Below are 23,967 nucleotides of genomic sequence, written 5' to 3'. Positions count from 1 at the left end.
ACCGAGATCTGAGTGATATGACCCAAAGCCAGCACATCATGATCGTCGACGACGAGGCCCCGGCCCGGGAGATGGTCGGTGATTACCTCAAGATGCACGGCTTCACCGTGACGCTGTGCGACGGCGGCAAGAGCTTGCGCACCGCGATCGACGGCAGCATGCCCGACCTCGTTGTGCTCGACCTCAACATGCCCGAGGAAGACGGCCTCTCGATCATCCGCGACCTCAAGAGCCGCATCAACGTGCCCGTGATCATGCTGACGGCGACCGCGAGCCCGATCGACCGTGTCGTCGGTCTCGAGCTCGGCGCCGACGATTACGTGGCAAAGCCCTGCGAGCTGCGCGAGCTGATGGCGCGCATCCGCTCGGTGTTGCGGCGAAGCACGCCGGTGAAGGCGGCCGAGACCGCGCCCGCCAAATCGGACAAGGATCAATTGGTGCGCTTCGGCACCAAATGGCTCGACCTCGAAGCTCAGGCCTTGCGCGACGACGAAGGCAACGAGCACCCGCTCACCGCGTCCGAGTTCGGGCTGCTCAAGGTGTTTGCGGCCAATCCGAAGCGCGTGCTGTCGCGCGAGCGCCTGCTCGAACTGGCCAATGCGCGCGACGCCGAAGCCTTCGACCGCGCGGTGGATCTGCGCATCATGCGCATCCGCCGCAAGATCGAGCCCGACCCGACCAAGCCAGCCGTGATCCGCACCATCCGCGGCGGCGGCTATCTGTTCTCGCCCGCGGGCGAGAAGGCGTAAGTCGCGCGGCACCTACCGCTGTCGTCCCGGGCTCGCTTCGCGCCCCGGAATGACGACGTGGGCGGCGCGACCGAACGCAAAGCCCGGAATTTCGTTCCCGGCTGCCCCGGGCGCTCCCCAATCCCCACCCCCGTATTTTCCGTACATTGAAATTCCATGGCTTTTCGCCCCGAATGTTTCGTCGCGGCCTGTCCGACGAAACAATTTGGCGGCGCACGAAACCATTTTTCGCTTTTCGTGCAGACGTCCCGAAACGTTCGCTGATTAACACTTTGGTCCAAGGAAACGCCGCTCGGTTGCGGCGCTACGGGGAGCTAAGTCAATGCCGAACGTCATCGCCATCAACGCCCAAGCCAGCCAGAGCATCATTGCCGCTCAGGCGACCTCGGACGACATGCTCCTGGAGAGCATTGCGGACGGCAACCGGACGTCCATGCACATCCTCTATTGCCGGCACAATGTGCGGGTTTATCGCTTCATCCTGCGCATCGTGCGTGACGCGACCACGGCGGAAGACCTGGTCAGCCAGGTGTTCCTCGACGTGTGGCGCACCGCAGGCCAGTTCCAGGGCCGCTCGCAGGTCTCGACCTGGCTGCTCTCGATCGCACGCTTCAAAGCGCTGACCGCGATGCGCCAGCGCCGCTTCGAGGACATCGACCAGGACGACGTGCGCCAGATTCCTGACGATGCCGAGACGCCCGAGACCTCGCTCGACCGCAACGACACCAGCGCCATCCTGCGCGCCTGCGTGCAAAAACTGTCGCCCGCGCATCGCGAGATCATCAACCTCGTCTACTACCATGAGAAGTCGGTGGAGGAGGTCGGTCAGATCATCGGCATCCCGCAGAGCACGGTGAAGACCCGGATGTTCTATGCGCGCAAGCAACTGGCCGATTTGCTTAAGGGCGCCGGCGTCGACCGTTTCGCCGCCTAAGACCAAGGATTTCAATGGGATAGGACCGAACTTTCGGCCCTGTCCCCGGACACGGAAGTGTTACCGCCGACGAAATAATTGAAACAAAGCACAACATCAGGCGGAAAAACTTCCCTCCTATAAAGCTCACATACGGTTTCGTTAAACCTCCCAAGACTTCCAGCGACCCGGACGGGATGCCCCCCTCCGGGTCGTTTTGTGTTTGGCGGGCTGAGGCCCATTCTCGCCACCCAAGTGAGGCGGGCACCGCTCCATCATTCCCTCCCCCCTTGCGGGGGAGGGGCAGGGAGAGGGGTACCGCACGGGGACTCCCTCGATTTGTCGTGCGCGGCACGATCGAGGCTCGACAGACCTTTCCCGGGGCTACCCCTCTCCCCGCCCTCCCCCGCAAGGGGGGAGGGAGCGCACCGTCGCTGCGGCCGGCAGGACTGCCTCGCAATGCCGCCCGGTGCGCCCCACACCAGACACCCGCCTCTCACGAACGTGTGACGCCACGTAACAACGCGCGCATCCATCCCGAACTGCCCTCGTGACCTCCCTCACGAGTGCCCGATGCTCGAACTTGTCTTCGCCGTCCTTGCCGGCATCCTCACCATCGCCGCGCCCTGCACGCTGCCGATGCTGCCGATCCTGCTCGGCGCCTCGATCGGGCGGGCGGGGCATCTGCGGCCTGCGATGATCGCGCTCGGCTTCGTCGTCTCGTTCTCGGCGACCGCGCTGCTGTTGGGTGCGATCACACGGCTGTTCGATTTCGATCCGAACGTGCTGCGCGAGGCCGCGTCGATCCTGCTGCTCGGCTTCGGCCTGTTGATGCTGCGGCCGGCGCCGTTCGAATGGCTGTCGATCCGGCTCAACGGCTGGCTCGATCTCGGCAATGCCGGCGCCGTGCAGCGCGAGGGCGCGCTTGGCGGCCTCGTGCTCGGCACCACACTCGGCCTGGTCTGGACGCCCTGCGCCGGTCCCGTGCTCGGCTCGATCCTGACGCTGGTCGCGACGTCGAAGAACGCCAGCTGGGCCGGCGTGCTGTTGATTGCCTATGCCATCGGCGCGGCGATCCCGATGCTCGCGATCGCCTATGGCGGACAGGCTGCGACCACGCGCGTGCGCAGCCTCGCGCGGATCTCCCCGCGGCTGCAGCAGGGCTTTGGTGTCGTCGTGATCGCCTTCGCGGTCGCGGCCTATTTCCAATACGACACGCTGATCGTGGCGTGGCTCACCGGATTCTATCCCACCGGCCAGATCGGCCTGTGATCATCCCTCATCTTCACCGGAGGACGCTTCCATGACTTTCAAACTGCTCGCCGTCTCCGCCGCACTGATCGGCATGGCCGTGACAGGCGCCGTCATCCCCGGCATCTGCGACGAGGCCGCGCGCGCCACCCCCGTCGTCACCGCTGCCGCAAGCCAGCAGGCTGCGCCCGACTTCACCGGCATCAACACCTGGTTCAACTCGAAACCGCTCAGCATCGCCGACCTCCGCGGCAAGGTCGTGCTGGTCGACTTCTGGACCTATGGCTGCGTGAACTGCGTCAACACGCTGCCGCACGTCACCGACCTCTACGCCAAGTACAAGGACAAGGGCCTCGTCGTGGTCGGCGTGCACACGCCGGAATTCCCATTCGAGCGCTCCGCCGCCAATGTGCAGGCCGCACTGAAGCGCCACGGCATCACCTATCCGGTGGCGCAGGACAATGATTCCAGGACCTGGAACGCCTACCAGAACCAGTATTGGCCGGCGCAATACATCATCGACCAGAACGGCAAGATCGTGTTCCAGCACGAGGGCGAGGGCCGCTATGACGAGATCGACCGCACCGTGGCAAAGCTGCTGAACGCCAACAGCTGAGACCGGATCGCCGCGGCCGCCGTTGTTGCTTGACTCCACGGACCCGTCCGTGGAGTTTCCCGAGCGACGGAATCAGCGCCCGCAATGGACGACGCGACCACCAGCACCGACATTCGCCTTCGCGAAGGCGCCTCGATCGCGCAGCGGCTGGTCATGTCCGGCTTCGCGGCCGCCGTGGCGCTGTGCTTCACGCCGGGCCTGTTCACGCACGACACGTTGGAAGTGATCGTCTCGGTGGCCGCGCTGCTCGTGGGAGCTGCGTTCGTCGTCGGCATCATGCTGGCGCCGGCGGTGGTGTGGATCATCACGCCGAACGAGATCCTGATCGGGCAACAGCGTCCGTTTGGAAAGCTCCGGACCAGGATCGTCGCGAAGGACGACATCAGGGGATTACAGGTTCCCGGCAGCAAGCGGGCGAAGGCCCGTTTCCAGCTGGCCTTCACGCTGGCCTCGGGGGAGCGCCTGACGTCCCCGCCGATCTCCGACGTCACGCATGTACGCGACACCGTCGCGCGGATCGCCGCGCAGTTCGATGTCCCCGACGTCGAGTCACCCGTCAATCCGCTCGATGCCAGCAATCCCGAGATGCGTCTCGGCGAGCCGCTCGAGGCGTTTTCCGCGCGGGACATAAGGATCGTCGCGCTGATCGCCGTCGCCTTGTCCGCCGTTCCCTACGCCTACAAGCTCTGGCGTGGATGGCCGCCCAGCCATGTCGACATCCTGCTGCTGCCGCTCGGCGCGATCGCCGCATTCGCGGTTTACCGATACGCCAACCTCGTGACCGGCGCGTTCTGGATCATCCGCGAGAGCGATATCCGCGTCGAACGCCTGTGGGGCGACGGCACGCCACGCGCCGACCATATCGAGGGGCACGACGTGAAGACGATCACCGTCGACCGCCGCGGCCGGTCCGAGGACGAGCACTGCATCGTCACGATCCGGTTGCGCTCAGGGCGACGCTTTCGCAGCCCACGAATCGGGTCCCGGATCGAGGCCCGCGCGGTGGGGACCGAAATCGTCCGGCGTCTCGAGATCGCGCCGGAGAACAACAAGATTTAGAGCGCGCTACGTCCACATCGTCATGGCCGGGCTTGTCCCGGCCATCCACGTCTTTACCCAGGGCACGAAGAACGTGGATGCCCGAGACAAGCCCGGGCCTGACGGATGCAGATTTGACAGCCCGCCGCCCGGAGGATGGCGCCGGCACTGCTTTTCGCGCCATCCCCTGTTTGTGGCATTGCCCGGCCTCGTCAAAAAACCAAAGCATTCTCGTGACATACCAGCCGGGCGCGCCATGAACTTGCCACGAAGCTGCCCCTGAGTTCAGATGGTCCGAATGATTTACGCTGTGGCAGCGGGGAGAGCTTGAAATGACGGATTATCGTCGCCTGACCGGGGCGTTCATCGCGGCGCTGGGCCTGGTCCTGACCACCTCATACGCCTCCGCCCAACAGCCCGACCGCGGCGATGAGCCGGGGCTGGTCGCCGACGACGCCTATCAGCTCGAGCCGGAATGGCAGAAGCAGGTGGTCTACTTCCGCACCACCGAGACGCCGGGCACCATCATCATCTCGACCGCTGAGCGCCACCTCTACCTGGTGCAGCCGGGCGGGCGCGCGATCCGTTACGGCATCGGCGTCGGCCGCGACGGCTTCCAGTGGCAGGGGCTGGTGAACATCACCAACAAGAAGGAGTGGCCGGACTGGACGCCGCCGCCGGAGATGATCCAGCGACAGCCCTATTTGCCGCGCTTCATGGCCGGCGGCCCCGGCAATCCGCTCGGTGCCCGCGCCATGTATCTCGGCACCACCGTCTACCGCATCCACGGCACCAACCGTCCTGATACGATCGGCACCAAGGTATCCTCGGGCTGCTTCCGTCTCGTCAACCATGACGTCGCCGATCTCTACGATCGCGTCCCGGTTGGCACCAAGGTGGTCATCCGACAGAAGCCCGAACTCTGATCTTCCTCGCCTTAGCGAATATTCCTTTTCCCGATTATTTCGAGAGAGCAACATGATGCGCACTTTTCGAGGCGGCCTGCTGATCGGGCTCGCCGTTGCCGTACTGGTCGGCGCCCTCGCGGTGATCTATGAGTTCTACGATACCCGCACCCTGAAGCGCACCGTTCGCCGCGGCGAGGTGCTGTGCGGCGTCAACAAGGGCCTGCCGGGCTTCTCGATCCCCGATGACAAGGGCAACTGGACCGGATTCGACGTCGATTTCTGTCGCGCGGTGGCAGCCGCCATCTTCAACGATCCCGGCAAGGCCAAGTTCGTTCCACTCGACGCCAGCGAGCGCTTCAAGGAATTGCAGAGCCGCAAGGTGGACATCCTCTCGCGCAACTCGACCTGGAGCATGGCGCGCGAGCTCGACTATGACCTCTATTTCCCAGCGGTGGCCTACTACGACGGCGCCGGCTTCATGCTGCCGCGTTCACGCAACAAGGAGACGTCGCTGGACCTGACCGGCAGCAAGGTCTGCGTGCAGGCTGGCACGACAACGCTGCTCAACGTCGCCGACTACTTCCGTGCCAACAACATGAAGTATGAAGAGGTGAAGTTCGACAAGCTGGACGAGGTCGTGAAGGCCTACGACACCGGCAAGTGCGACACGCTCTCCGCCGACGTCTCGCAGCTCTACGCGCTGCGGCTCAATCTCTCCAAGCCCGGCGACCATATGATCCTGCCGGACATGATCTCCAAGGAGCCGCTCGCACCCGTGGTGCGCCAGCGCGACGACGACTGGATGATGATCGTGAAGTGGACGCTCTACGCGATGATCAACGCCGAAGAGCTCGGCGTGAGCTCGGAGAACATCGACGAGGCGCTGAAGTCGAAGAAGCCGGAAGTGATGCGCCTGGTCGGCACCGAGGGCAATTACGGCGAGCAGCTCGGCCTCACCAAGGACTGGGTTGTCCGCATCATCCGCAACGTCGGCAATTACGGCGAGATGTACGAGCGCAACATCGGCGAGAAGTCCAAGCTGAAGATCCCGCGCGGCATGAACCAGCTGTGGAATGCCGGCGGCGTGCAGTACGCGCCGCCGATGCGGTAATAGACTTCGGTTGCAGCCACGCTCTCAATCGTCATGCCCGGGCTAGTCCCGGGCATCTACGTTTTTGAGGCACCGCAAGAACGTGGATGGCCGGGACTAGAGCGTTTTCCGATCACGTTGCGTCGTAACCAGCCGCGACGAGATAATTTTGACATTCCTCGGGTGAGAAGCGTTTGAGAGCGTTGGCGATTGCTTGCCAGAGATCGGGCATGGTGCGGGCTGCGGCGGCCCGCAACAGCGCTTTCAGTTTGGAGAAGGCCATTTCAATCGGGTTGAAGTCTGGACTGTAGGGCGGAAGATAGAGCAGGCTAGCTCCGACCGCCTGGATGGCCTCTCGAACGCCATGGACCTTGTGAGCGGGCAAGTTGTCCATGATAACGGTATCGCCCGGCCGCAGCGATGGGGCGAGCAATTGCTCGACGTAGGCCAGGAAAGCGTCGCCATCCATTGGACCGTCCAGAACAAGCGGCGCGATCAGACCGTCGGAGCGCAATCCAGCGGTGAACGTCGTCGTCTTCCAATGTCCGTGTGGGATAGCTGCACGACATCGCTCGCCGCGTGGCGAGCGCCCGTAACGCCGCGCCATTTTGGTGTTGGCGCTGGTTTCGTCGATGAAGACGAGACGCTCAGGGTCAAGGTCGATTTGCCCTTCGAACCACTCCTCACGTGCGGCATTTATATCGCCGCGCCGTTGCTCGGCGGCGTGCGCTGTCTTTTTTTAAGTGTGATCTTTCTGCGCTGGAAAAAACGCCAGAGCGACGCGATGCCAGTCGATATTCCATGACGTTTCAACAGTTCTCGCAACTCGGCAAGCGTGATATCCGGCCTCGCTGTCACCGCCTCCAGAATCAATTGCGAATGCGCTTCGATGCGCTGCGATTTGCGGTCACCGCCCTGGCGTTTAGGAACGATGTCGCCAACTTTCTTGAGGCGAGCGCGCCAGCGGATCGCACTGGCCGCGCTGACACCAAAGCGCTCAGCAGCCTGTCGACAGGACATGCCACCGTCAATCGCGGCTACCACCCTTTGGCGAAGATCAACCGAAAGCGCCCTGGCCATACATGCTGGCCTCCCTCGCCAGCATGCAGCTTGAATCTGACTCGCGCCGTTTTGGGAATCCCCACCCGATTCTTTCCGGTCGGAAAATGCTCTAGCCCGGCCATGACGGAGCTTGGGGCAAACTTTCTCCACACACTCAACTGTCATCGCCCGGCTTGACCGGGCGATCCAGTATTCCGAGACGTTAATCGTATCCGGAGGGGCCGCGGCGTACTGGGTCGCCCGGTCATGCCGGGCGACGACACCGAGGGCGAGGCGCACGTCCTCGCGCTTCACATGAAGTCCGTAGCCCCGGATGAGCGCCCTCTCCCCTCATCCTGAGGAACGCGCCTTGCGCGCGTCTCGAAGGATGAAAGGCCGAGATGCAGCAGCGGGGGCCTTCATGGTTCGAGACGCCGCGCAAGCGCGCGGCTCCTCACCATGTGGGGTTAGAGATCAATACCCGCGCGCCCTTGCCAGCTGCTCGGTGTGGTAGTTCGCATCGCCGAACAGCTCCTCGCACACGCGTGCACGCTTCATGAAGAAGCCGATGTCGAACTGGTCGGTCATGCCCATGCCGCCATGCATCTGCACGCCCTCCTGCACCGCGCGCGTGGCGGTGGCGCCGGCGCGGGCCTTGGCCACGGCGACGCTTGATGCGGCCTTGGCGACGTCGGCATCCAGTGCCTGCAGCGCCTTCATCGTGGCGGCGCGGGTTATCTCGATGTCGACATAGAGCTCGGCGGCGCGGTGCTGCAGCGCCTGGAATTCGCCGATCAGCTTGCCGAACTGCTTTCTGTTCTTGAGGTACTCGACGGTGCGGTTGAAGACTTCTTCGCTCAGGCCCACCATCTCGGCGGCGACCGCGCCGCGGCCGATGTCGAGCACGCCGTCGAGCAGCGCTGCACCCTGATCGACCTCGCCGAGCACGCTATCGGCGTTGACCTCGACATTGGCAAGCTCGATCCGTGCCGCGTTGTGCGCATCGACCATGATGGTGCGCTCGATCGCAACGCCCTTGGCCTTGGGGTTGACCAGGAACAGCGTCAGCCCTTCACGCTCGCCGGCGGCGCCAGCGGTACGCGCCGCGACGATGAACAGGTCCGCGACGTGACCGTCGACGACCAGCGCCTTGGCGCCGCTGAGCTTGAAGCCGTTGCCGGCGCGCACCGCCTGCAGGCTGGTCTGGAGCGGGCGATGCTTGGCGCCTTCGTCGATCGCGAGCGTCGCGAGCAGCGAGCCGTTGGAAATTTTCGGCAGGTGCTCCGACTTCTGCGCGGCATTGCCGCCGCGGTTCAGGGCCGAGGCCGCGACCACGCTGGTGGCGAGGAACGGCGACGGCATCAAGGTGCGGCCGATCTCCTCCATCACGATGCCGGCCTCCATGAAGCCAAGGCCGCTGCCGCCGAACTCTTCCGGCACCAGGAGGCCGGCAAAGCCCATCTCGGCGAAGGAATGCCACAGCTCCTTGGAGAAGCCGGTGGGATCCTTGGCGTCGCGCAGGGATCGCAGGTGCGACACCGGCGCCTTGTCGCTGATCAGCCCGCGCGCTGAGTCGCGGAGCATCGATTGTTCTTCGGTGAGGACGAGGGCCATGTGCGTGTTTCCGATGCGAAATCTATTTTGTCTGCGTCATTCCGGGATGGCCCGAAGGGCCAGGCCCGGAATCCATACTCCCGATTGGTGGTTATGGATTCTCAGATGCGCAATTGCGCATCTTAGCTCACGCTTCCGCCTTCGCTCTTCGAGCTTCGGCGGACAAGTCGCGCGCCCCGGAATGACGTGTGGTGAGAGCGTGCCTCACGCTCCCGGCAAATCCAGGATGCGCTTGGCGACGATGCCGAGCATCACCTCCGTCGTGCCGCCCTCGATCGAGTTGGCCTTGGTGCGCAGCCAGGCGCGCGGGCGGGCGCCCTGCCTGGAGCGCTCGCTCTCCCATTCCAGCGCGTTGACGCCACCGGCCGACATCAGGATCTCGTGGCGGCGCTTGTTGAGCTCGGTGCCGTAGTACTTCATCGCGGACGAGAACGCCGGATGCGCCTGGCCGGCCTTGGCGAGATCGACCGCACGTTCGGCGCAAGCGGCGAGCGCGGCCTCGTCGACGTCGAAGCTCGCGATCCGGCCACGCAGCATGGAATCGTCGAGCTTGCCTTGTGCATCGGTGCCGACGGAATCCGCCGCGATCTGGCCGAGCGGCCGGCCGACGCCGCGCTCGCCCATGCCTGATATCATCGCGCGCTCATGCTGGAGCAGATATTTTGCGACGTCCCAACCGCGGTCGACCGTGCCGACCGATTGCGACTTCGGCACGCGAACACCGTCGAAGAAGGTTTCGCAGAACGGCGAATAGCCCGAGATCAGCAGGATCGGCTTGGTCGTCACGCCCTTCGAGGCCATGTCGAACAGGATGAAGCTGATGCCGTCATGCTTCTTCGCCGCGGGATCGGTGCGGACCAGGCAGAAGATCCAGTCGGCGTAGTTGGCATAGGACGTCCAGATCTTAGAGCCCGTGATGACGAAATCGTCGCCGTCGCTTTCGGCGCGGGTCTGGAGCGAGGCGAGATCAGAGCCGGCGTTCGGCTCGGAATAGCCCTGGCACCAGCGGATCAGGCCCGCCGCGATGTCAGGCAGGTGCTCCTTCTTCTGCGCCTCGTTGCCGTATTTGAGCAGCGCCGGCCCCAGCATCCAGATGCCGAAGCTCGACAGCGGCGGACGCGCGCCCATCCTGGCCATCTCGGCGCGCAGCACTTTGTGCTCGGCAGCGCTGAGGCCACCGCCGCCATATTCCCTAGGCCAGTCCGGCACGGTCCAGCCCTTGTCGCGCATGCGCTCGAACCAGAGGCGCTGCGGCTCGGACGCGAATTTCGTATTGCGCCCGCCCCAGAACACGTCGCTGTCCGAGGTCACGGGCTTGCGCATCTCCGGCGGGCAGTTGGCTTCCAGCCAGGCGCGCGTTTGCTCGCGGAATTGTTCGAGATCGGCGGCTTCAGATTCGCTCATGGTCGTTTCCATCAATCAAAAAGACTTGTTGGGCGCGACTCTGAGCCATCGCACCGTGGAATTCAACCACTTCCGTGGCGCTGCATTCGGCTATAGTCGGAGCGATGGCGAGGCTTGAAAACAAAGAGGAAACAACAATGCGCCTGAAACTCCTTTCGCCTGGCGAAATGAACGAGAGCCAGCGGCAGACCTATGACGAATCGATTGCCGGCAAGCGCGGCAAGCCGCCGGCGCCGATGATGGCCTGGCTCAACAGCCCCGACATGGCCCGTCACGCCACGCGGCTCGGCGAAGTGCTGCGCTACGACACGATATTCCCCGCCAAGCTTTCGGAGATCGCGATCCTGGTGACGGCGCGGCACTGGACTGCGCATTACGAATGGTATGCGCATAAGCGCCTGGCGCTCCAGGGCGGCATGGATCCTGATATCATCGACTCGATCCGCGACCGCCGCACGCCTGTCTTCGACGATCCCAAGGGAAAGATGATCTACGACGTCGCGAAGTCGCTGCATGAAGGCCATGGCGTCGAGAAGGGCCTCTACGATGCAGCGGTGAAGGTCCTCAGCGAGCGCGGCGTGGTCGAGGTGATCGGGCTGTGCGGCTATTACACAATGGTGTCGATGACGCTGAACACGTTCGAGTTCGAGCTGCCGGAGGGCGAGGCGCCGGAGCTCTCATAGTTTCGTATCTGGAAACGATGGGTTTCGGGATAGGCAGGTAGCACTGTCCCGGAGCCGGCCTTATCTGGAGTTGGTCAACGGAGCAGCACCATGTCGCAAAGCCCAGCCGTCAATGCCGGCACAAGGATCGGCCACGTTCACCTCAAGGTCGCCGATCTCGATCGCGCGCTCGGCTTCTATTGCGGCGTGCTCGGCTTCGAGCTGATGCAGCGCATGGGCTCGGGCGCGGCGTTCATCTCGGCCGGCGGCTATCATCACCACATCGGGCTCAACACCTGGGAGAGCAAGGGCGGCTCGCCGCCGCCGCCGGGCACGACGGGCCTGTTCCACACCGCGATCCTCTATCCGACGCGGCCCGCGCTGGCGGATGCGCTGCATCGCGTGCTCACGGCCGGCATTGCGCTCGACGGCGCCAGCGATCACGGCGTCAGCGAGGCGCTGTATCTGCGCGATCCCGACGAGAACGGCGTGGAGCTGTATTGGGACAAGCCGAAAGAGCAATGGCCGCTCGGGCCGGATGGCAAGCTTGCGATGTTCACGAAGCGGCTGGATGTCGAGGGGCTGCTGAAGCAGCGCGAGGGGTAGTCTCGTAGGGTGGGCAAAGCGACTTGTCCGCCGTAGCTCGAAGAGCGAAGGCGGAAGCGTGCCCACCACCTCTCGCGAGGCACGTTGAGAGGTCGATGGTGGGCACGGCGCTTCGCGCCTTTGCCCACCCTACGAGAGCTTCGCTCGCGGCTTCCCCCGCACCATGATCAGCGCCGCCGCCGCCACCTCCAGCGCGATACACAGATAGAACGGCAGCGCGTAGCCGCCGGAGAAATCGCGCAGGAAGCCGACGACGCCGGGGCCGAACGCATAGGTCACCTGGTTGATCGCCGTATTCAGGCTGATCAGCACGCCGAACGAGGCGGAGTCGAATTCCTGCTGCACGATCAGCGACGGCAGCGTGATGAGATTGCCGACCGAAAAACCGAACACCGCGCAAGCCGCGATCAGCACATAGTCGTTGTGCAAATTGATGACGACGCACAGCGCCGCGGCCTGGCTCAGAAACGACAGCGCCGACGCCAGCCGCTGGTTGAGGCGGTCGATCACCATCGAGAACAGCACCCGGCCGATCACCGCCATCGCGGTCAGCACCGCGACCGCCACGGCTGCGCGCTCGCGGCCAATCACGGGATCGAGGAACGAGATCAGGTGCACGATGAAGCCGACCTGCGCGAACAGCACGAGAGCGAACGCAATCGTCACCGTGAGGAAGCCGACGTCGCGCAACGCCCATGCGCGGATCTCCGTCGACGATTGCGGCCTGGCCTTCGCCGTCGCGTGCCAGCCGTGAAGATCGGGCGGCCGGCCGACGAGAAGGAGGATCACCGGCAGCAGCAACACCAGCATGGCGCCGGCGGCGGCGTACATCGCGCTGGCAAAGCCGATGTGGCCGATCAGGGTCACCAGCAGCGGCACGCCGACGATGCCACCGAAACTGGCGCCGTTCAGCGCCAGGCTGATCGCCATGCCGCGCTTCTGGTCGAACCACAGGCTGATCGTGTTGGTGATCATGGCGAGACTGGTGCCGGCCCAGCCGAAGGCGAGCACGGCATCGGCGAGATAGAGCTGCCAGGGTTCGCGGACCGCGCCGATCGCGACCGCGGCCGCCGCCATCGCCAGCGTGCCGGCGATCAGGCAGAGCCGCGGGCCATATTTTCTGACGGCCTCGCCAACGAAGACGACGAGCAGCGCGCCGAACAGATAGAAGAACGTCGTGCCCGAGGAGATCAGCGAAGCCGGCCAGCCCCGCGCGCGCTGGAGCTCGGCGACATAGACGCTCTGGCCGTAAAAGCCGAGCCCCCAGCCGAAGGTCGCGAGCAGGAAGCAGACCGCGACGATGCGCCAGCCTTCGTAACGGAGGGAGGATTCGTCGATGGGGGCGTGTTGAGGATTATCGAGCATTGCCGCTTACTCCGTCATGCCCGGGCGTGTCCCGGGCATCCACGTTCTTCCTTCGACGTAGCAAAGACGTGGATGGCCGGGACAAGCCCGGCCATGACGACATCTAATTAACTCTCACTCGAAAATCACTTCGACGCAGATCGAAGTATCGACGCTGCTGACAGCCTCCTGCCAACTCAGATCGCATCCGGGAACTCGCCCATCGCCGCGTCCAGCCGCGCCTTGCGGCGGCGGGCCCAGGACGCCAGCGAGAGCACGGCGAGGCCGAGCACCACCGGCGGGAACACCACCATGTTCACCGCCGACCAGCCGTAATTCGCCAGCAACTGGCCGGAGGAGAACGAGCCGATCGCCATCATGCCGAACACCAGGAAATCGTTGAAGGCCTGCACCTTGTTGCGCTCTTGCGGACGGTGCGTCTCGAGCACCAGCGCGGAGGCGCCGATGAAGGAGAAATTCCAGCCGACACCGAGCACGATCAGCGTGGCCCAGAAGTGCATCGCGGTGAGGCCGGAGAGACCGATGCCGGCGGCCACGGCCTCCAGCAGCAGGCCGGCGGCGACGATCTTGGGCGCGCCGAAACGCGCAATGAGCGCGCCGGTGAAGAAACTCGGCCCGTACATGGCAACGATGTGCCATTGAATGCCGAAATTGGAATCGCTGACACTGAGGCCGCACATCTTCATGGCGAGCGGCGCCGAGGTCATCACCAAATTCATCATGGGATAGGAGATGACGCCGCACAGCGCGGCCGCGATGAAGCGCGGCTGGGTCACGATGTCGAGCAGCGGCCGGCCGCCGTGCAGATCTGCCGGTGCCGGCTTGGGCATATCGACGCCGGCGACGATGCCCATCGCGACCAGCGCCACCGCAGCCTGCACCAGGAAGCTGAAGGCGAACAGATAGGGCGACCAGACGTCCATGGTCCATTGCACGAGCTGCGGACCGAGCACGCCGGCGAACACGCCGCCGGCCATCACCCAGGACACAGCTTTCGGCCGGTAGGCCGCGCTCGCGCCGTCGGCGGCGGCGAAGCGATAGGATTGCGCCACCGCGCCATAGAGCCCGCCGAGGAAGGTCGCGACGCAGAACAGCGCGAACGACGCATGCAAAATCGCGAACGAGCCGCACAGGCCGGTGAGCGTGCCCAGACCCGTGCCGACGATAAAGGCCGCGCGGCGGCCGAAGCGGCGCGAGATTGCGCCAGTCGGCAGCGTGCCGGCGGCGAGCCCCAGCACATACATCGAGATCGGCACGGTCGCGAACGACATGTCGGGCGCGAGCGTGGCGCCGACGATCGAGCCGGTGGCGAAGATCACCGCCGAGTTGGCGCCGGTCAGCGCTTGCGCCGCGGCAAGGCGCACCACATTGGCACGCACGCGGGCGTCGGCAGCGATTTCGTGGGCTGTAGTCACGTCTAACATCGGCATTTCCGCCCGAGAGGACTTGTTGATTCCCGGCACTATGGAGGGGCGTGGGAGGGCGGGCAACCGGCGCAAACGGGCGCAGGCCATGCCTCTGACGCAATCGGGCGGATGATAGCGGGCCGCGCACTTGACGGCTTGCGCTCGATCAAATCCTATCCGCAGCGATCTCTGGGAGTTTCGTTCATGTCTGTCGACGACCGGCCCACGCTCAGCGCTCCCGACGACGATCCCTGGCTCTGGCTGGAGGAGATCGAAGGCAAGCAGGCGCTCGATTTCGTCGCGCGGCAGAATCAGCTGACGCTCGCCGCGTTCGGGGGCGCGGCCTTCGAGCGCGACCGCGATGTCCTCGCGGCGATCTACGATCGTCCCGACAACATCCCCTATGTCAGCCGGCGCGGCGGCGATCTACACAATCTCTGGAAGGATGCCGCCAACCCGCGCGGCCTGTGGCGGCGAACCACGCTGGCGGAATTTCGCAAAGCGCATCCGGCGTGGGAGATCATGCTGGACATCGACCAGCTCGCGGCGAGCGAAGGCGAGGACTGGCTGCTGAGCGGGATCGCCACGATGCCGGGACGCTCGCGGGCGATTCTGAGCCTGTCGCGCGGCGGCAGCGACGCCGTCACCCTGCGGGAATTCGACCTCGACACGAAAAGCTTCGTCGCGGACGGTTTTGTGCTGCCGGAAGCCAAGGGCGGCGTGGACTGGATCGATGCCGATACGCTGCTGCTGTCGAGCGCCCATGGCGAGGGCATGGCGACTACTTCCGGATATTCGCGGACCGTTCGCGTGTGGCGGCGCGGCCAGCCTGTCGATCAGGCGCAAACGATCCTCGAGACCACGGCCGATCACATGGCGATGTCAGGCATGGCCGACGACACGGGACCGGCGCCGCGGGTCTGGATCGTCGACCAGATCGATTTCTTCAATCATGCGATCTGGCTGCGCGATGCGGCCGGCACGACGACGAAGCTCGATCTGCCGACCGGCATCTGGCTGCAGGCGCATGGCGACTGGTTCGCGATGAAGCTGCGCAAGGACTGGACGGTCGAGGGGCGGACCTACGCCACCGACACCGTGCTCGGCATCTCGCTCTCGGCATTCCTCGCCGGCAGCCGCGAGTTCATCGTCCTGTTCGAACCCGGGCCGCGGCAGGCCCTGCAAGGTCTGTTCTGGGCGGCGGGAAAGTTGGTGCTGTCGATCCTCGACGAGCTGCAGCCGCGCTTCGAGATCTTCACACCATCCGCCGGCGACTGGAGCCGCGAGACGCTTCCCGGCCTCCCGCAAATCGGCGTCGTCGACATCTGGCCGCTCGATCGCCATCCGTCCGAGAGCAATGGCGACCTGCTCGCCAATGTGCAGGACCCGCTGACGCCGCCGTCGCTGCTGTTGCTGGAGCGCGGCGTCGCAAGCCCGACCGTACTGAAGCAGGCGCCGAAGACGTTCACCGCCGACGGCCTCGTGGTCACACAGCACGAGGCGATCTCGATCGACGGCGAGCGCATTCCCTATGTGCAGACCGGCCCCGCCGGGGAGACCGGCGATGCGCCGGTCTATATGAGCGCCTATGGCGGCTTCGCCCATGCGGTGAAGCCGTACTACAACCCCTCGCTCGGCAAGCTGTGGCTCGAGCGCGGCGGCACCATCGTGCAGGCGAATTTGCGCGGCGGCGGCGAGTTCGGCACCCGCTGGCACGATGCCGGCCGGCTCGCCGGCAAGAAACTCTCGCACGACGATTTCGCGGCCGTTGCCGCCGATCTCGTGCGACGCGGCGTGACCAAGCCAAAGCGGATCGCAGCACAAGGCGGGTCGAACGGCGGCATCCTCATCACCAACATGCTGGTGCGCTACCCCGAGCGTTTTGGTGCGCTGTTCTGCACCATCCCGCTGATCGACATGCGCCGCTACACCAAACTGCTCGCGGGCGCGAGCTGGATTGCGGAATATGGCGACCCTGACAAACCCGAAGAGTGGGAGTGGCTGAAGACCTACTCGGCCTATCACAACGTGAAGGCCGGCCAGTCCTATCCGCCGATCCTGATCGCCACGACACGGCGCGACGACCGCGTTCATCCCGGCCACGCGCGCAAGATGGCCGCCAAGCTGCAGGCGATGGGCTACGAGGCCTGGTTCTACGAACCGGAAGCCGGCGGCCACGGCTACGGCAAGGACAACAAGGAGCGCGCCGGCTTCGAGGTGATCGGCTTCCGGTTCTTGAAGGACAGGATCGAGTGGAAGGATGAAGGCTAGCGCTTGGACGCTGACGCCTCCACATCGTCATGGCCGGGCTTGCCCCGGCCATCCACGCCTTGCCTTGCTACTCGAAGAACGTGGATGCCCGGGACAGGCCCGGGCATGACGACGACCCGAATTAGCTCCGCGAAAACACCAGCGTAAGATTGTTCGCCGGCATCTCGATCGTGTCGACGAGGCGAAGGCTGGCTCCGCGTGCGAGCGTCTCGACGTCGCTGATATCACGCACGCCCCATTCGGGATTGCCTTCGCGCAACGAGGTGTCGAACACGGCATTGCTGAGCGCGGTGTGCTTGCCGTCGCGCTTGAACGGGCCGTAGAGGAACAGCTTGCCGTCGGCCCGCAAGTAACGGCCGGCGCCGGCGAACAGGCCCTCGGCCACGCTCCATGGTGCGATGTGGATGACGTTGGCGCAGAACAATGCGGCAAGACTCGTCGGGCCCTGCCCGCTTCGCATCTCCGGACACCAGTCGGGGTCGGTGAGATCGATCCGCAGGGGCGAGCGGATGTTTTGCAGGCCCGAATGAACGCGCCAGGCCTCGATGCTCTTGAGGTGGCGCTGGTTGAGGTCGCTCGGCCACCAGATCAGGCCGGGCGTGTGCTGCGCGAAATGGACCACGTGCTGGCCGGTTCCGCTGCCGAGCTCGACGACATTGCCGGTCAGGCCTGCGAGATGCTTTTCCAGCGCCGCCCAGAGCGGCTCGTGATTGCGATGAAATGCCGGTGCATCGAGCCGCCCATCCGACTCCACCCGTCCGCCGTCCCTGCCAAATTCGACGACATATTCTGCCAATTGAGGTCCCCTTGAAAAAACGAGAACGGGAAAAAAACACGATGGGCGCCCAAACGCCCCGAAAACAGCCGGCCAGCACCCCTGGCCCGAATCCGCCGGACAAATAAGCTCTTTAGTTGCAATGCGGAAGATATTAACTCCATTTTGCCGCGCGCATAGTCTTGATTGTCAGCCGATGCCCTTTGTGCTTTGGAACACTATATTTCCGCGAACGAGATCATCGACATAACGCCTCGGAATGACGCCTTGACCGCCTTTCCACGGACGCCCGTCCTTTACGTCCTGCTGGCGATCGCCGCCGGCCTTGCCGCAGGCCCCGCGCGGGCGCAATCCGCCGTGGCCGACGGCCAAAAGCTCGCCTTCGACCGCGGCAAGGGCAATTGCCTGACCTGCCACGTCATCAAGGGCGGCGACCTGCCGGGCACGATCGGGCCGGAGCTGAAGGACATCAAATCAAGATACCCTGATCGCAACGAGCTGGTCGCGATCATCTTCGACGAGACCAAGCGCAATCCGCAGACCATGATGCCGCCGTTCGGCCGGAACCGGATTTTGACCGAGCAGGAGATCAACGCGATCGTTGATTTCCTCCAGACCCTGTGACCACCGGCACGCCAAGAGAATGTCCAGGAGATTTGAGATGACCATCACCACCGGCCCTCATCCGACGCGGCGCCTGATCCTCCAGGGCGCAGCCGGCGTCGTGCTGCTCGGCCTCGGCGACCTGCCGTTCGCGCCCGCGCGTGCAGCGGCCAACGACAAATATCCGGAAGAAGGATTCAAGCAGAAGAGCGAGGCGGACGCGATCAAGGCGCTCTACGGCAAGACCGCCGAGCCGTCCGACAAGGTCAAGCTCGACGCACCCGAGATCGCCGAGAACGGCGGCGTGGTGCCGATCTCGGTGACGACGACGCTCGACAAGGTCACCTCGATCTCGTTCTTCGTGGCCGAGAATCCGAGCGCGCTCGCGGCGAGCTACAAGATTCCCGATGGCACGATCCCCGCTGTCGCCAACCGCCTGAAGATGGCCAAGACCACCAACGTGACCGCGATCGTGGAAGCCGACGGCAAGCTCTACAGCGCGACCAAGGAAGTCAAAGTCACAGTCGGCGGCTGCGGCGGTTAGGAGAATTTAGATGGCATCCAGCATTCGCGTCCGCGCCACCGCCAACGGCGACATCACCGAGGTGCAGGTGCTGATCCCGCACCCCATGGACACCGGCTTGGTCAAGGACGCCAAGGGTGAGGTGATTCCGGCGCACTTCATCCAGCGACTGAAGTTCGAATGTAACGGCAAGGACGTGTTCGTCGCCGATTGGGGCACCGCGGTCTCCAAGGACCCCTACGTCAAGTTCAGCTTCAAGGGCGCCAAGAAGGGCGACGACCTCAAGGTCTCCTGGACCGACAACAAGGGCGGGTCGGACACGACCACTGCGAAGATTTCGTGATGAATGCCCGCTTCTTTCTCCTTGGTTCGTTGAGCGCCGCGCTGGTCGCGTTCGCCCTCACCTCTCCGCGCGTGATCGCGGCCGACAAGGTCGATCCCGTTGCCGATGCGAAGGCGTTCCAGAACTTCTTCTTCCAGAAGTTTCCGACCGTGAAGCACGAGGATTTCGTCAACGGTCCTTATTCGATGAACGAGGACATGAAGCGGCAGTGGCAGGAGAAGGAGGAATTCCCGCCCTACGAGTTCGCGCTCGACGCCGGCAAGGAGATGTTCGCGACCCCGTTCAGGAACGGCAAGACCTATGCCGACTGCTTCCCGAACGGCGGCATCGGCATCCGCCAGAACTATCCTTACTTCGACACTGGGGAAGGCAAGGTCGTCACGCTGGAGCTCGCGCTCAACCGCTGCCGCGAGGCCAATGGCGAGGCGCCCTATTCCTACGTCAAGGACGAGATGGCTTCGCTCACCGCCTACATGGCGTTCACCTCGCGCGGCAAGCCGATGGACATCAAGATTCCCGACGACCCGCGCGCGCTCGCCGCGTACGAGAACGGCAAGCGCTACTTCTACACGCGCCGCGGCCAGATGAATTTCTCCTGCGCGAGCTGCCATGTGCAGAGCCCGGGCGAGCGCATCCGCGCCGAGATCCTGGCGCCGGCGCTCGGCATTCTGAACGCGATGCCGATCTACCGCTCCGAATGGAGCGGCATGGGCACGACCAGCCGCCGCTTCGTCACCTGCAACAGCCAGACCCGCGCGGTTCCGCTGGAGCCGCAGGCCGATGAATATCGCGACGTCGAATATTTCCTGTCCTACGTCGCCAACGGCCTGCCGATTTCAGGGCCGGGAGCGCGGCCATGAAGCTGTCACTTCCTCTCGCCATGTTGCTCGCATTGAGCCTCGCGCCAGCAGCGCGCGCGGCAAACGAGGCGGACTACAAGGCGGCCTATGCCGCTGCGGAGGCCGCCTCCAAGGAGGCAGCCGGCATGCGCAACCAGTGGACCGTGACCGTATCTGCGCTGGCGGCAGCCAAGAAGGCGGCCGACGGCGGCGATTTCGACCGCGCGGTTGCCGCTTCGAAGGAGGCCGAGGCGCTGGCGAAGGCCTCGATCTTCCAGGCGACGTCAGAAAAAGAGGCGTGGAAGGCGATGGAAATCCGCTAGACTAAAAATCTCGTGGAACCGTCGAATTGCCGTTGAGAGGCGCGGAGAATTTCTGGATGGCCATCCGCCGCCGCGATTTCCTGAAGAGCACCGCTGCTGTCGCCACATCGCTCAGCCTGCCGCGGCTCGCGCGCGGCGCCGAGACCGCGAGCATTTACGACCTTGAGCGGTTCGGCAATGCGCGCATCCTGCACACCACCGACACGCATGCGCAGCTCAACCCGGTCTATGTCCGCGAGCCCAGCGTCAATATCGGCATCGGCGAGATGGCGGGACGGCCGCCGCATCTGGTTGGCCGCGCTTTCCTCGAACGGTTCGGTATCCGCTCCGACAGCGCCGATGCCTATGCCTTCAGCTGCTTCGAGTTCGAGAAGTCGGCGGGCCGCTTCGGCAAGCTCGGCGGCTTCGCCCATCTGAAGACACTGATCGATCGCTTGCGCGGCGATGCCGGCGAAAAGCACTCCGTGCTCGTCGACGGCGGCGACCTCTGGCAGGGCACGGGTCTTGCCAACATCATGCAGGGCCGCGACATGGTCGAGGTCGCCAATCTGCTCGGCATCGAGGCGATGACCGGGCACTGGGAATTCACCTATGGCGAGCAGGCGCTGCGCGACAATCTCGAGCGCTTCAAGGGCGAGTTTCTGGCGCAGAACGTCTTCCTGACCGAGGAGGCCGCGTTCAACGACGCCCCCGCCTTCGACAAGGCGAGCGGGCGCGTGTTCAAGCCTTCGATGATCAAGGAGCTCGGCGGCCATCGCGTTGCGATCATCGGCCAGGCCTTCCCCTATGTGCCGATCGCGCATCCCAAGCGGTTCACGCCGGACTGGACTTTTGGCATCCGCGAGGAGGAGTTGCAGAAGCATGTCGATGCCTTGCGCGGCGCTGAGAAGGTCGATGCGGTCATCCTGCTGTCGCACAACGGCATGGACGTCGACCTCAAGCTCGCGAGCCGCGTCACCGGCATCGACGTCATCCTCGGCGGCCATACCCATGATGCGATCCCGCAGCCAATCGCAGTGAAGAACGCGAGCGGCACGACGCTCGTCACCAATGCCGGCTCCAACGGAAAATTTCTGGGTGTCCTCGATCTCGCGCTCGACAAGGGCAAGGTCGGCGATGTCAGGTACCATCTGCTGCCGGTTTATTCCGAGCTGCTGAAGCCCGACCCCGGCATGGCCGAGCTGATCGGGCGGGTGCGCGCGCCGCATGTGACCGACTGGTCGGAAAAGATCGCAACGCCAGACCGCCTGCTGTATCGCCGCGACAATTTCGCCGGCCCCGTCGACGAGCTGATCTGCACCGCGCTGCGCAGCGAGCTCGATGCCGAGATCGCGCTGTCGCCGGGCTTCCGCTGGGGCGTCACCGCACTGTCAGGCCAGCCGCTGACCATGGAGGACGTGCTCGCGGAAACCGCGATCACCTATCCCGAGACCTATGTGCAGGAGATGACCGGCGCCCAGATCAAGGAGGTGCTGGAAGACATCTGCGACAACCTCTTCAACCCCGATCCCTATTACCAGCAGGGCGGCGACATGGTGCGCGCCGGCGGGCTCAGCTACACCTGCACGCCGACGGCTGCGATCGGCAGCCGCATCTCCGAACTGAAGCTCAATGGCGGCAAGGCGCTCAGCGCGAGCAACCGCTACAAGGTCGCGGGCTGGGCCTCGGTCAACGGCCAGCAGGGCGCACCGGTGTGGGATGTCGTCGCCAAATATCTGCGCTCGGGCCGGATGTTTCAGGAGCGGCTCGGCTCCGGCGTGACGCTGAAGGGCGTCGAGGGCAATCCAGGCATTGCAGGACAGGGATGATGCGGTCGCAAATCTGTCGCGCGATGCTGCTAGCGGCGCTCGCCTTCGCCGCCACGCCATGGGCCTCGGCGCAGCAAGTGGCGCTCCAGGACAAGCCGTTCGCCGAGCACAAGATCGTGCTTCAGCTCTCCGACGGCGATGCGAAGAAGCACGCGCTGGTGCTGAGCGTCGCCAACAATCTCCTGAAGGCCTACGATCCCGACAAGGTCGCGATCGAGGTGGTTGTGTTCGGCCCCGGCATTGATCTTCTGTTCACCGGCAGCGAGCGCCGCAAGCAGGTCGAAAGCCTGATCGTGCAGGGCGTGCGCTTCGATATCTGCCTCAACACGGTCGACACGATCGAGCGGGAGACCGGACGACGACCGGAGTTCATCCCCGCTGCGACGCCGGTGCAGGTCGGGGTCGGGCAGATCCTGTTCCTGGCGGAGAATGGGTACACGGTGGTGCGGCCGTAAGCGCTCCCGTCATATGGAGGGCAATCGCAGGCATTCACGAGTGGTCGTCATGCCCGGGCTTGTCCCGGGCATCCACGTTCTTCGTGCCGCGTGGCTAGCCGTGGATGGCCGGGACAAGCCCGGCCATGACGCCGCGGAACAGCTACGTAAAATAATATTTCCTGTTTTACTCCCTACACAGTGACTTGCTTCTCTTTTTGACCCGTGGCGTAGTAAGAACTGGAAACCAATCCACGCCGGGTCTTGCCATGATCTTTCGCCAGCTCTTCGACAGCGTTTCGGGCACCTACAGCTATGTCCTCGCCAGCCGCCCCGGCGGCGAGGCGCTGATCCTCGATCCCGTGCTGGAGAAGGTCGATCGCTATTGCCAGCTGCTGCGCGAGCTTGATCTCAAGCTGGTGAAAGCCGTCGACACCCATCTGCATGCCGATCACGTCACCGGCCTCGGCGAACTGCGCGACCGCACCCATTGCATGACCGTGATGGGCGACCAGACCAAGGCCGACGTTGTGGCGATGCGGGTCGCCGACGGCGACAAGGTGACGATCGAGGGCCTGTCGCTCGACGTGATGTACACGCCCGGCCACACCGACGATTCCTACTCCTATCTGATGGGCGACCGCGTCTTCACCGGCGACACGCTTCTGATCCGCGGCACCGGCCGCACCGATTTTCAGAACGGCTCGTCGCGAGCGCAATACGATTCGATCTTCAATCGCCTGCTCAAGCTGCCGGACGAGACGATGGTGTTCCCGGCGCATGACTACAAGGGCGACACCGTCTCCACCATTGGTGAGGAGAAGCGCTACAATCCGCGGCTCCAGGTGCGTTCGGTCGACGAATATATCGAGCTGATGGCGAACCTGAAGCTGCCCAATCCGAAGATGATGGACGTCGCGGTGCCCGCCAACATGCATGTCGGCCTGCATCAGGAGGAGCTGGAGAAAGAGGGCCGCGCAGTCAGCGCCGTCGAGGCGATCCGCTCACTCGGCCGTCCCGATATCCTGCTGGTCGATCTGCGCGAGACCAATGAGCGGATGAAGCACGGTATGCTCGAAGGCGCGCTGCATACGCCCTACCCGTCCGTTGAAGACAGCTTGAAGCCCGGCGGCATGCTGCGCGAGGTCGCGGCCGCCACCGGCCGCCGCGTCGTGTTCTTCTGCGCCTTCGGCGAACGCTCGGCGATGGCTGTCGCCGCCGCCAAGGAAGCCGGCCTTTCCAACACTGCCCACATCGCCGGCGGCATCGATGCCTGGAAGAAGGCCGGCGGGCCTGTGGTGCACTGATGCCCCCTTCTTGCGGTAAGTCAGGAACCGCACATATTTTTGGGGTAGAAGCGGATGACGCATCACCATCCGGGATCA

General features: G+C 64.4%; 24 protein-coding genes. 18 read left to right on the top strand and 6 right to left on the bottom strand.

Annotated features, from left to right (window positions below; translation table 11 throughout):
• The first annotated feature begins 17 nt into the window (after positions 1-17).
• From HAP41_RS45820 to HAP41_RS45790, 7 genes are all read left to right on the top strand, one after another.
• Positions 18-749 (top strand): response regulator, encoded by a 732-nt coding sequence (locus HAP41_RS45820; RefSeq protein WP_028151984.1) that lies wholly within the window; start codon positions 18-20, stop codon positions 747-749.
• Positions 750-1,071: 322 nt separating this feature from the next.
• The gene (locus HAP41_RS45815) at positions 1,072-1,683 is read left to right on the top strand and encodes a sigma-70 family RNA polymerase sigma factor (protein WP_028151983.1); all 612 of its coding nucleotides are present in this window, start codon (positions 1,072-1,074) and stop codon (positions 1,681-1,683) included.
• Positions 1,684-2,235: 552 nt separating this feature from the next.
• Complete coding sequence (locus HAP41_RS45810; protein WP_166070586.1) at positions 2,236-2,934, top strand: cytochrome c biogenesis CcdA family protein; 699 nt, start codon at positions 2,236-2,238, stop codon at positions 2,932-2,934.
• Positions 2,935-2,965: 31 nt separating this feature from the next.
• Complete coding sequence (locus tag HAP41_RS45805; protein WP_166070651.1) at positions 2,966-3,529, top strand: thioredoxin family protein; 564 nt, start codon at positions 2,966-2,968, stop codon at positions 3,527-3,529.
• 84 nt (positions 3,530-3,613) lie between these two features.
• Complete coding sequence (locus HAP41_RS45800) at positions 3,614-4,588, top strand: hypothetical protein (protein WP_166070678.1); 975 nt, start codon at positions 3,614-3,616, stop codon at positions 4,586-4,588.
• Between the two features lie 311 nt (positions 4,589-4,899).
• The gene (locus HAP41_RS45795; protein WP_028151979.1) at positions 4,900-5,493 is read left to right on the top strand and encodes a L,D-transpeptidase; all 594 of its coding nucleotides are present in this window, start codon (positions 4,900-4,902) and stop codon (positions 5,491-5,493) included.
• Between the two features lie 55 nt (positions 5,494-5,548).
• Positions 5,549-6,586, top strand: coding sequence for an amino acid ABC transporter substrate-binding protein (locus tag HAP41_RS45790; RefSeq protein WP_166070697.1), 1,038 nt, complete (start codon positions 5,549-5,551; stop codon positions 6,584-6,586).
• A 112-nt stretch (positions 6,587-6,698) separates the two neighbouring features.
• On the opposite strand, the gene HAP41_RS45785 is transcribed toward HAP41_RS45790, so the two are convergent.
• The 3 genes from HAP41_RS45785 to HAP41_RS45775 all read right to left on the bottom strand — a co-directional run bounded on the left by HAP41_RS45785 (position 6,699) and on the right by HAP41_RS45775 (position 10,624).
• A protein-coding gene (locus tag HAP41_RS45785) for an IS630 family transposase (RefSeq protein ID WP_166055883.1) occupies positions 6,699-7,645 on the bottom strand; the annotation gives its coding sequence in 2 pieces (ribosomal slippage) (positions 6,699-7,306 and positions 7,306-7,645; 948 coding nt in all).
• Positions 7,646-8,080: 435 nt separating this feature from the next.
• Positions 8,081-9,220, bottom strand: coding sequence for an acyl-CoA dehydrogenase family protein (locus tag HAP41_RS45780; RefSeq protein ID WP_166070706.1), 1,140 nt, complete (start codon positions 9,218-9,220; stop codon positions 8,081-8,083).
• Positions 9,221-9,424: 204 nt separating this feature from the next.
• The gene (locus HAP41_RS45775) at positions 9,425-10,624 is read right to left on the bottom strand and encodes an acyl-CoA dehydrogenase family protein (RefSeq protein ID WP_166070708.1); all 1,200 of its coding nucleotides are present in this window, start codon (positions 10,622-10,624) and stop codon (positions 9,425-9,427) included.
• A gap of 137 nt (positions 10,625-10,761) precedes the next feature.
• Between HAP41_RS45775 and HAP41_RS45770 the strand changes: the two genes are divergently transcribed.
• Both HAP41_RS45770 and HAP41_RS45765 read left to right on the top strand, forming a co-directional pair.
• On the top strand, positions 10,762-11,307 hold the full coding sequence (locus tag HAP41_RS45770) for a carboxymuconolactone decarboxylase family protein (protein WP_166070722.1): 546 nt from the start codon (positions 10,762-10,764) through the stop codon (positions 11,305-11,307).
• 90 nt (positions 11,308-11,397) lie between these two features.
• Positions 11,398-11,892 carry a VOC family protein gene (locus HAP41_RS45765; protein ID WP_166070760.1) on the top strand — a complete coding sequence of 165 codons (495 nt, stop codon included), beginning with the start codon at positions 11,398-11,400 and terminating at the stop codon, positions 11,890-11,892.
• Positions 11,893-12,021: 129 nt separating this feature from the next.
• Here the strand turns inward: HAP41_RS45765 and HAP41_RS45760 are convergent, their stop codons facing one another.
• Positions 12,022-13,257 (bottom strand): MFS transporter, encoded by a 1,236-nt coding sequence (locus HAP41_RS45760; RefSeq protein WP_166070803.1) that lies wholly within the window; start codon positions 13,255-13,257, stop codon positions 12,022-12,024.
• A 176-nt stretch (positions 13,258-13,433) separates the two neighbouring features.
• Positions 13,434-14,681, bottom strand: coding sequence for an MFS transporter (locus tag HAP41_RS45755; protein WP_038942180.1), 1,248 nt, complete (start codon positions 14,679-14,681; stop codon positions 13,434-13,436).
• A 186-nt stretch (positions 14,682-14,867) separates the two neighbouring features.
• Between HAP41_RS45755 and HAP41_RS45750 the strand changes: the two genes are divergently transcribed.
• Positions 14,868-16,934: a prolyl oligopeptidase family serine peptidase gene (locus tag HAP41_RS45750; RefSeq protein WP_166070807.1), complete on the top strand. Its 2,067-nt coding sequence runs from the start codon at positions 14,868-14,870 to the stop codon at positions 16,932-16,934.
• Between the two features lie 121 nt (positions 16,935-17,055).
• Here HAP41_RS45750 and HAP41_RS45745 read toward each other — a convergent pair whose 3' ends face one another.
• A complete protein-coding gene (locus HAP41_RS45745; protein ID WP_085403988.1) occupies positions 17,056-17,730 on the bottom strand; it encodes a DUF938 domain-containing protein in 675 nt (224 codons plus the stop codon).
• A gap of 246 nt (positions 17,731-17,976) precedes the next feature.
• On the opposite strand from HAP41_RS45745, the gene soxX reads away from it, so the two are divergent.
• The 8 genes from soxX to HAP41_RS45705 all read left to right on the top strand — a co-directional run bounded on the left by soxX (position 17,977) and on the right by HAP41_RS45705 (position 23,889).
• A complete protein-coding gene (gene soxX, locus HAP41_RS45740; RefSeq protein ID WP_166070841.1) occupies positions 17,977-18,333 on the top strand; it encodes a sulfur oxidation c-type cytochrome SoxX in 357 nt (118 codons plus the stop codon).
• Between the two features lie 37 nt (positions 18,334-18,370).
• Positions 18,371-18,856, top strand: coding sequence for a thiosulfate oxidation carrier protein SoxY (gene soxY, locus HAP41_RS45735; protein ID WP_166070850.1), 486 nt, complete (start codon positions 18,371-18,373; stop codon positions 18,854-18,856).
• Positions 18,857-18,866: 10 nt separating this feature from the next.
• The gene (gene soxZ, locus HAP41_RS45730; protein ID WP_166070872.1) at positions 18,867-19,178 is read left to right on the top strand and encodes a thiosulfate oxidation carrier complex protein SoxZ; all 312 of its coding nucleotides are present in this window, start codon (positions 18,867-18,869) and stop codon (positions 19,176-19,178) included.
• On the top strand, positions 19,178-20,038 hold the full coding sequence (gene soxA, locus HAP41_RS45725) for a sulfur oxidation c-type cytochrome SoxA (RefSeq protein WP_166070898.1): 861 nt from the start codon (positions 19,178-19,180) through the stop codon (positions 20,036-20,038). The genes soxZ and soxA overlap by 1 nt, the downstream gene beginning before the upstream one ends.
• Entirely contained in the window at positions 20,035-20,340 is a 306-nt protein-coding gene (locus HAP41_RS45720) for a hypothetical protein (protein ID WP_028151965.1), read from the top strand. The genes soxA and HAP41_RS45720 overlap by 4 nt, the downstream gene beginning before the upstream one ends.
• Positions 20,341-20,396: 56 nt before the next feature.
• Entirely contained in the window at positions 20,397-22,148 is a 1,752-nt protein-coding gene (gene soxB, locus HAP41_RS45715; RefSeq protein ID WP_166070960.1) for a thiosulfohydrolase SoxB, read from the top strand.
• Positions 22,145-22,603 carry a DsrE family protein gene (locus tag HAP41_RS45710; RefSeq protein ID WP_166070981.1) on the top strand — a complete coding sequence of 153 codons (459 nt, stop codon included), beginning with the start codon at positions 22,145-22,147 and terminating at the stop codon, positions 22,601-22,603. The genes soxB and HAP41_RS45710 overlap by 4 nt, the downstream gene beginning before the upstream one ends.
• A gap of 248 nt (positions 22,604-22,851) precedes the next feature.
• The gene (locus HAP41_RS45705) at positions 22,852-23,889 is read left to right on the top strand and encodes an MBL fold metallo-hydrolase (RefSeq protein ID WP_166071018.1); all 1,038 of its coding nucleotides are present in this window, start codon (positions 22,852-22,854) and stop codon (positions 23,887-23,889) included.
• The last annotated feature ends 78 nt before the right edge of the window (positions 23,890-23,967 follow it).

This window comes from Bradyrhizobium barranii subsp. apii (assembly GCF_011516635.5).
GTDB classification, from domain to species: Bacteria; Pseudomonadota; Alphaproteobacteria; order Rhizobiales; family Xanthobacteraceae; genus Bradyrhizobium; species Bradyrhizobium barranii.
Note: the sequence above shows the minus strand (reverse complement) of the source record. Positions and strands in the feature narration are given on the sequence as shown.

Bases quoted from the DNA above. Each gene is read 5' to 3' on its own strand.
- HAP41_RS45820 (WP_028151984.1), top strand. From the start codon at position 18: ATGACCCAAAGCCAGCACATCATGATCGTCGACGACGAGGCCCCGGCC.
- HAP41_RS45815 (WP_028151983.1), top strand. From the start codon at position 1,072: ATGCCGAACGTCATCGCCATCAACGCCCAAGCCAGCCAGAGCATCATT.
- HAP41_RS45810 (WP_166070586.1), top strand. From the start codon at position 2,236: ATGCTCGAACTTGTCTTCGCCGTCCTTGCCGGCATCCTCACCATCGCC.
- HAP41_RS45805 (WP_166070651.1), top strand. From the start codon at position 2,966: ATGACTTTCAAACTGCTCGCCGTCTCCGCCGCACTGATCGGCATGGCC.
- HAP41_RS45800 (WP_166070678.1), top strand. From the start codon at position 3,614: ATGGACGACGCGACCACCAGCACCGACATTCGCCTTCGCGAAGGCGCC.
- HAP41_RS45795 (WP_028151979.1), top strand. From the start codon at position 4,900: ATGACGGATTATCGTCGCCTGACCGGGGCGTTCATCGCGGCGCTGGGC.
- HAP41_RS45790 (WP_166070697.1), top strand. From the start codon at position 5,549: ATGCGCACTTTTCGAGGCGGCCTGCTGATCGGGCTCGCCGTTGCCGTA.
- HAP41_RS45780 (WP_166070706.1), bottom strand. From the start codon at position 9,220: ATGGCCCTCGTCCTCACCGAAGAACAATCGATGCTCCGCGACTCAGCG.
- HAP41_RS45775 (WP_166070708.1), bottom strand. From the start codon at position 10,624: ATGAGCGAATCTGAAGCCGCCGATCTCGAACAATTCCGCGAGCAAACG.
- HAP41_RS45770 (WP_166070722.1), top strand. From the start codon at position 10,762: ATGCGCCTGAAACTCCTTTCGCCTGGCGAAATGAACGAGAGCCAGCGG.
- HAP41_RS45765 (WP_166070760.1), top strand. From the start codon at position 11,398: ATGTCGCAAAGCCCAGCCGTCAATGCCGGCACAAGGATCGGCCACGTT.
- HAP41_RS45760 (WP_166070803.1), bottom strand. From the start codon at position 13,257: ATGCTCGATAATCCTCAACACGCCCCCATCGACGAATCCTCCCTCCGT.
- HAP41_RS45755 (WP_038942180.1), bottom strand. From the start codon at position 14,681: ATGTTAGACGTGACTACAGCCCACGAAATCGCTGCCGACGCCCGCGTG.
- HAP41_RS45750 (WP_166070807.1), top strand. From the start codon at position 14,868: ATGTCTGTCGACGACCGGCCCACGCTCAGCGCTCCCGACGACGATCCC.
- soxY (WP_166070850.1), top strand. From the start codon at position 18,371: ATGACCATCACCACCGGCCCTCATCCGACGCGGCGCCTGATCCTCCAG.
- soxZ (WP_166070872.1), top strand. From the start codon at position 18,867: ATGGCATCCAGCATTCGCGTCCGCGCCACCGCCAACGGCGACATCACC.
- soxA (WP_166070898.1), top strand. From the start codon at position 19,178: ATGAATGCCCGCTTCTTTCTCCTTGGTTCGTTGAGCGCCGCGCTGGTC.
- HAP41_RS45720 (WP_028151965.1), top strand. From the start codon at position 20,035: ATGAAGCTGTCACTTCCTCTCGCCATGTTGCTCGCATTGAGCCTCGCG.
- soxB (WP_166070960.1), top strand. From the start codon at position 20,397: ATGGCCATCCGCCGCCGCGATTTCCTGAAGAGCACCGCTGCTGTCGCC.
- HAP41_RS45710 (WP_166070981.1), top strand. From the start codon at position 22,145: ATGATGCGGTCGCAAATCTGTCGCGCGATGCTGCTAGCGGCGCTCGCC.
- HAP41_RS45705 (WP_166071018.1), top strand. From the start codon at position 22,852: ATGATCTTTCGCCAGCTCTTCGACAGCGTTTCGGGCACCTACAGCTAT.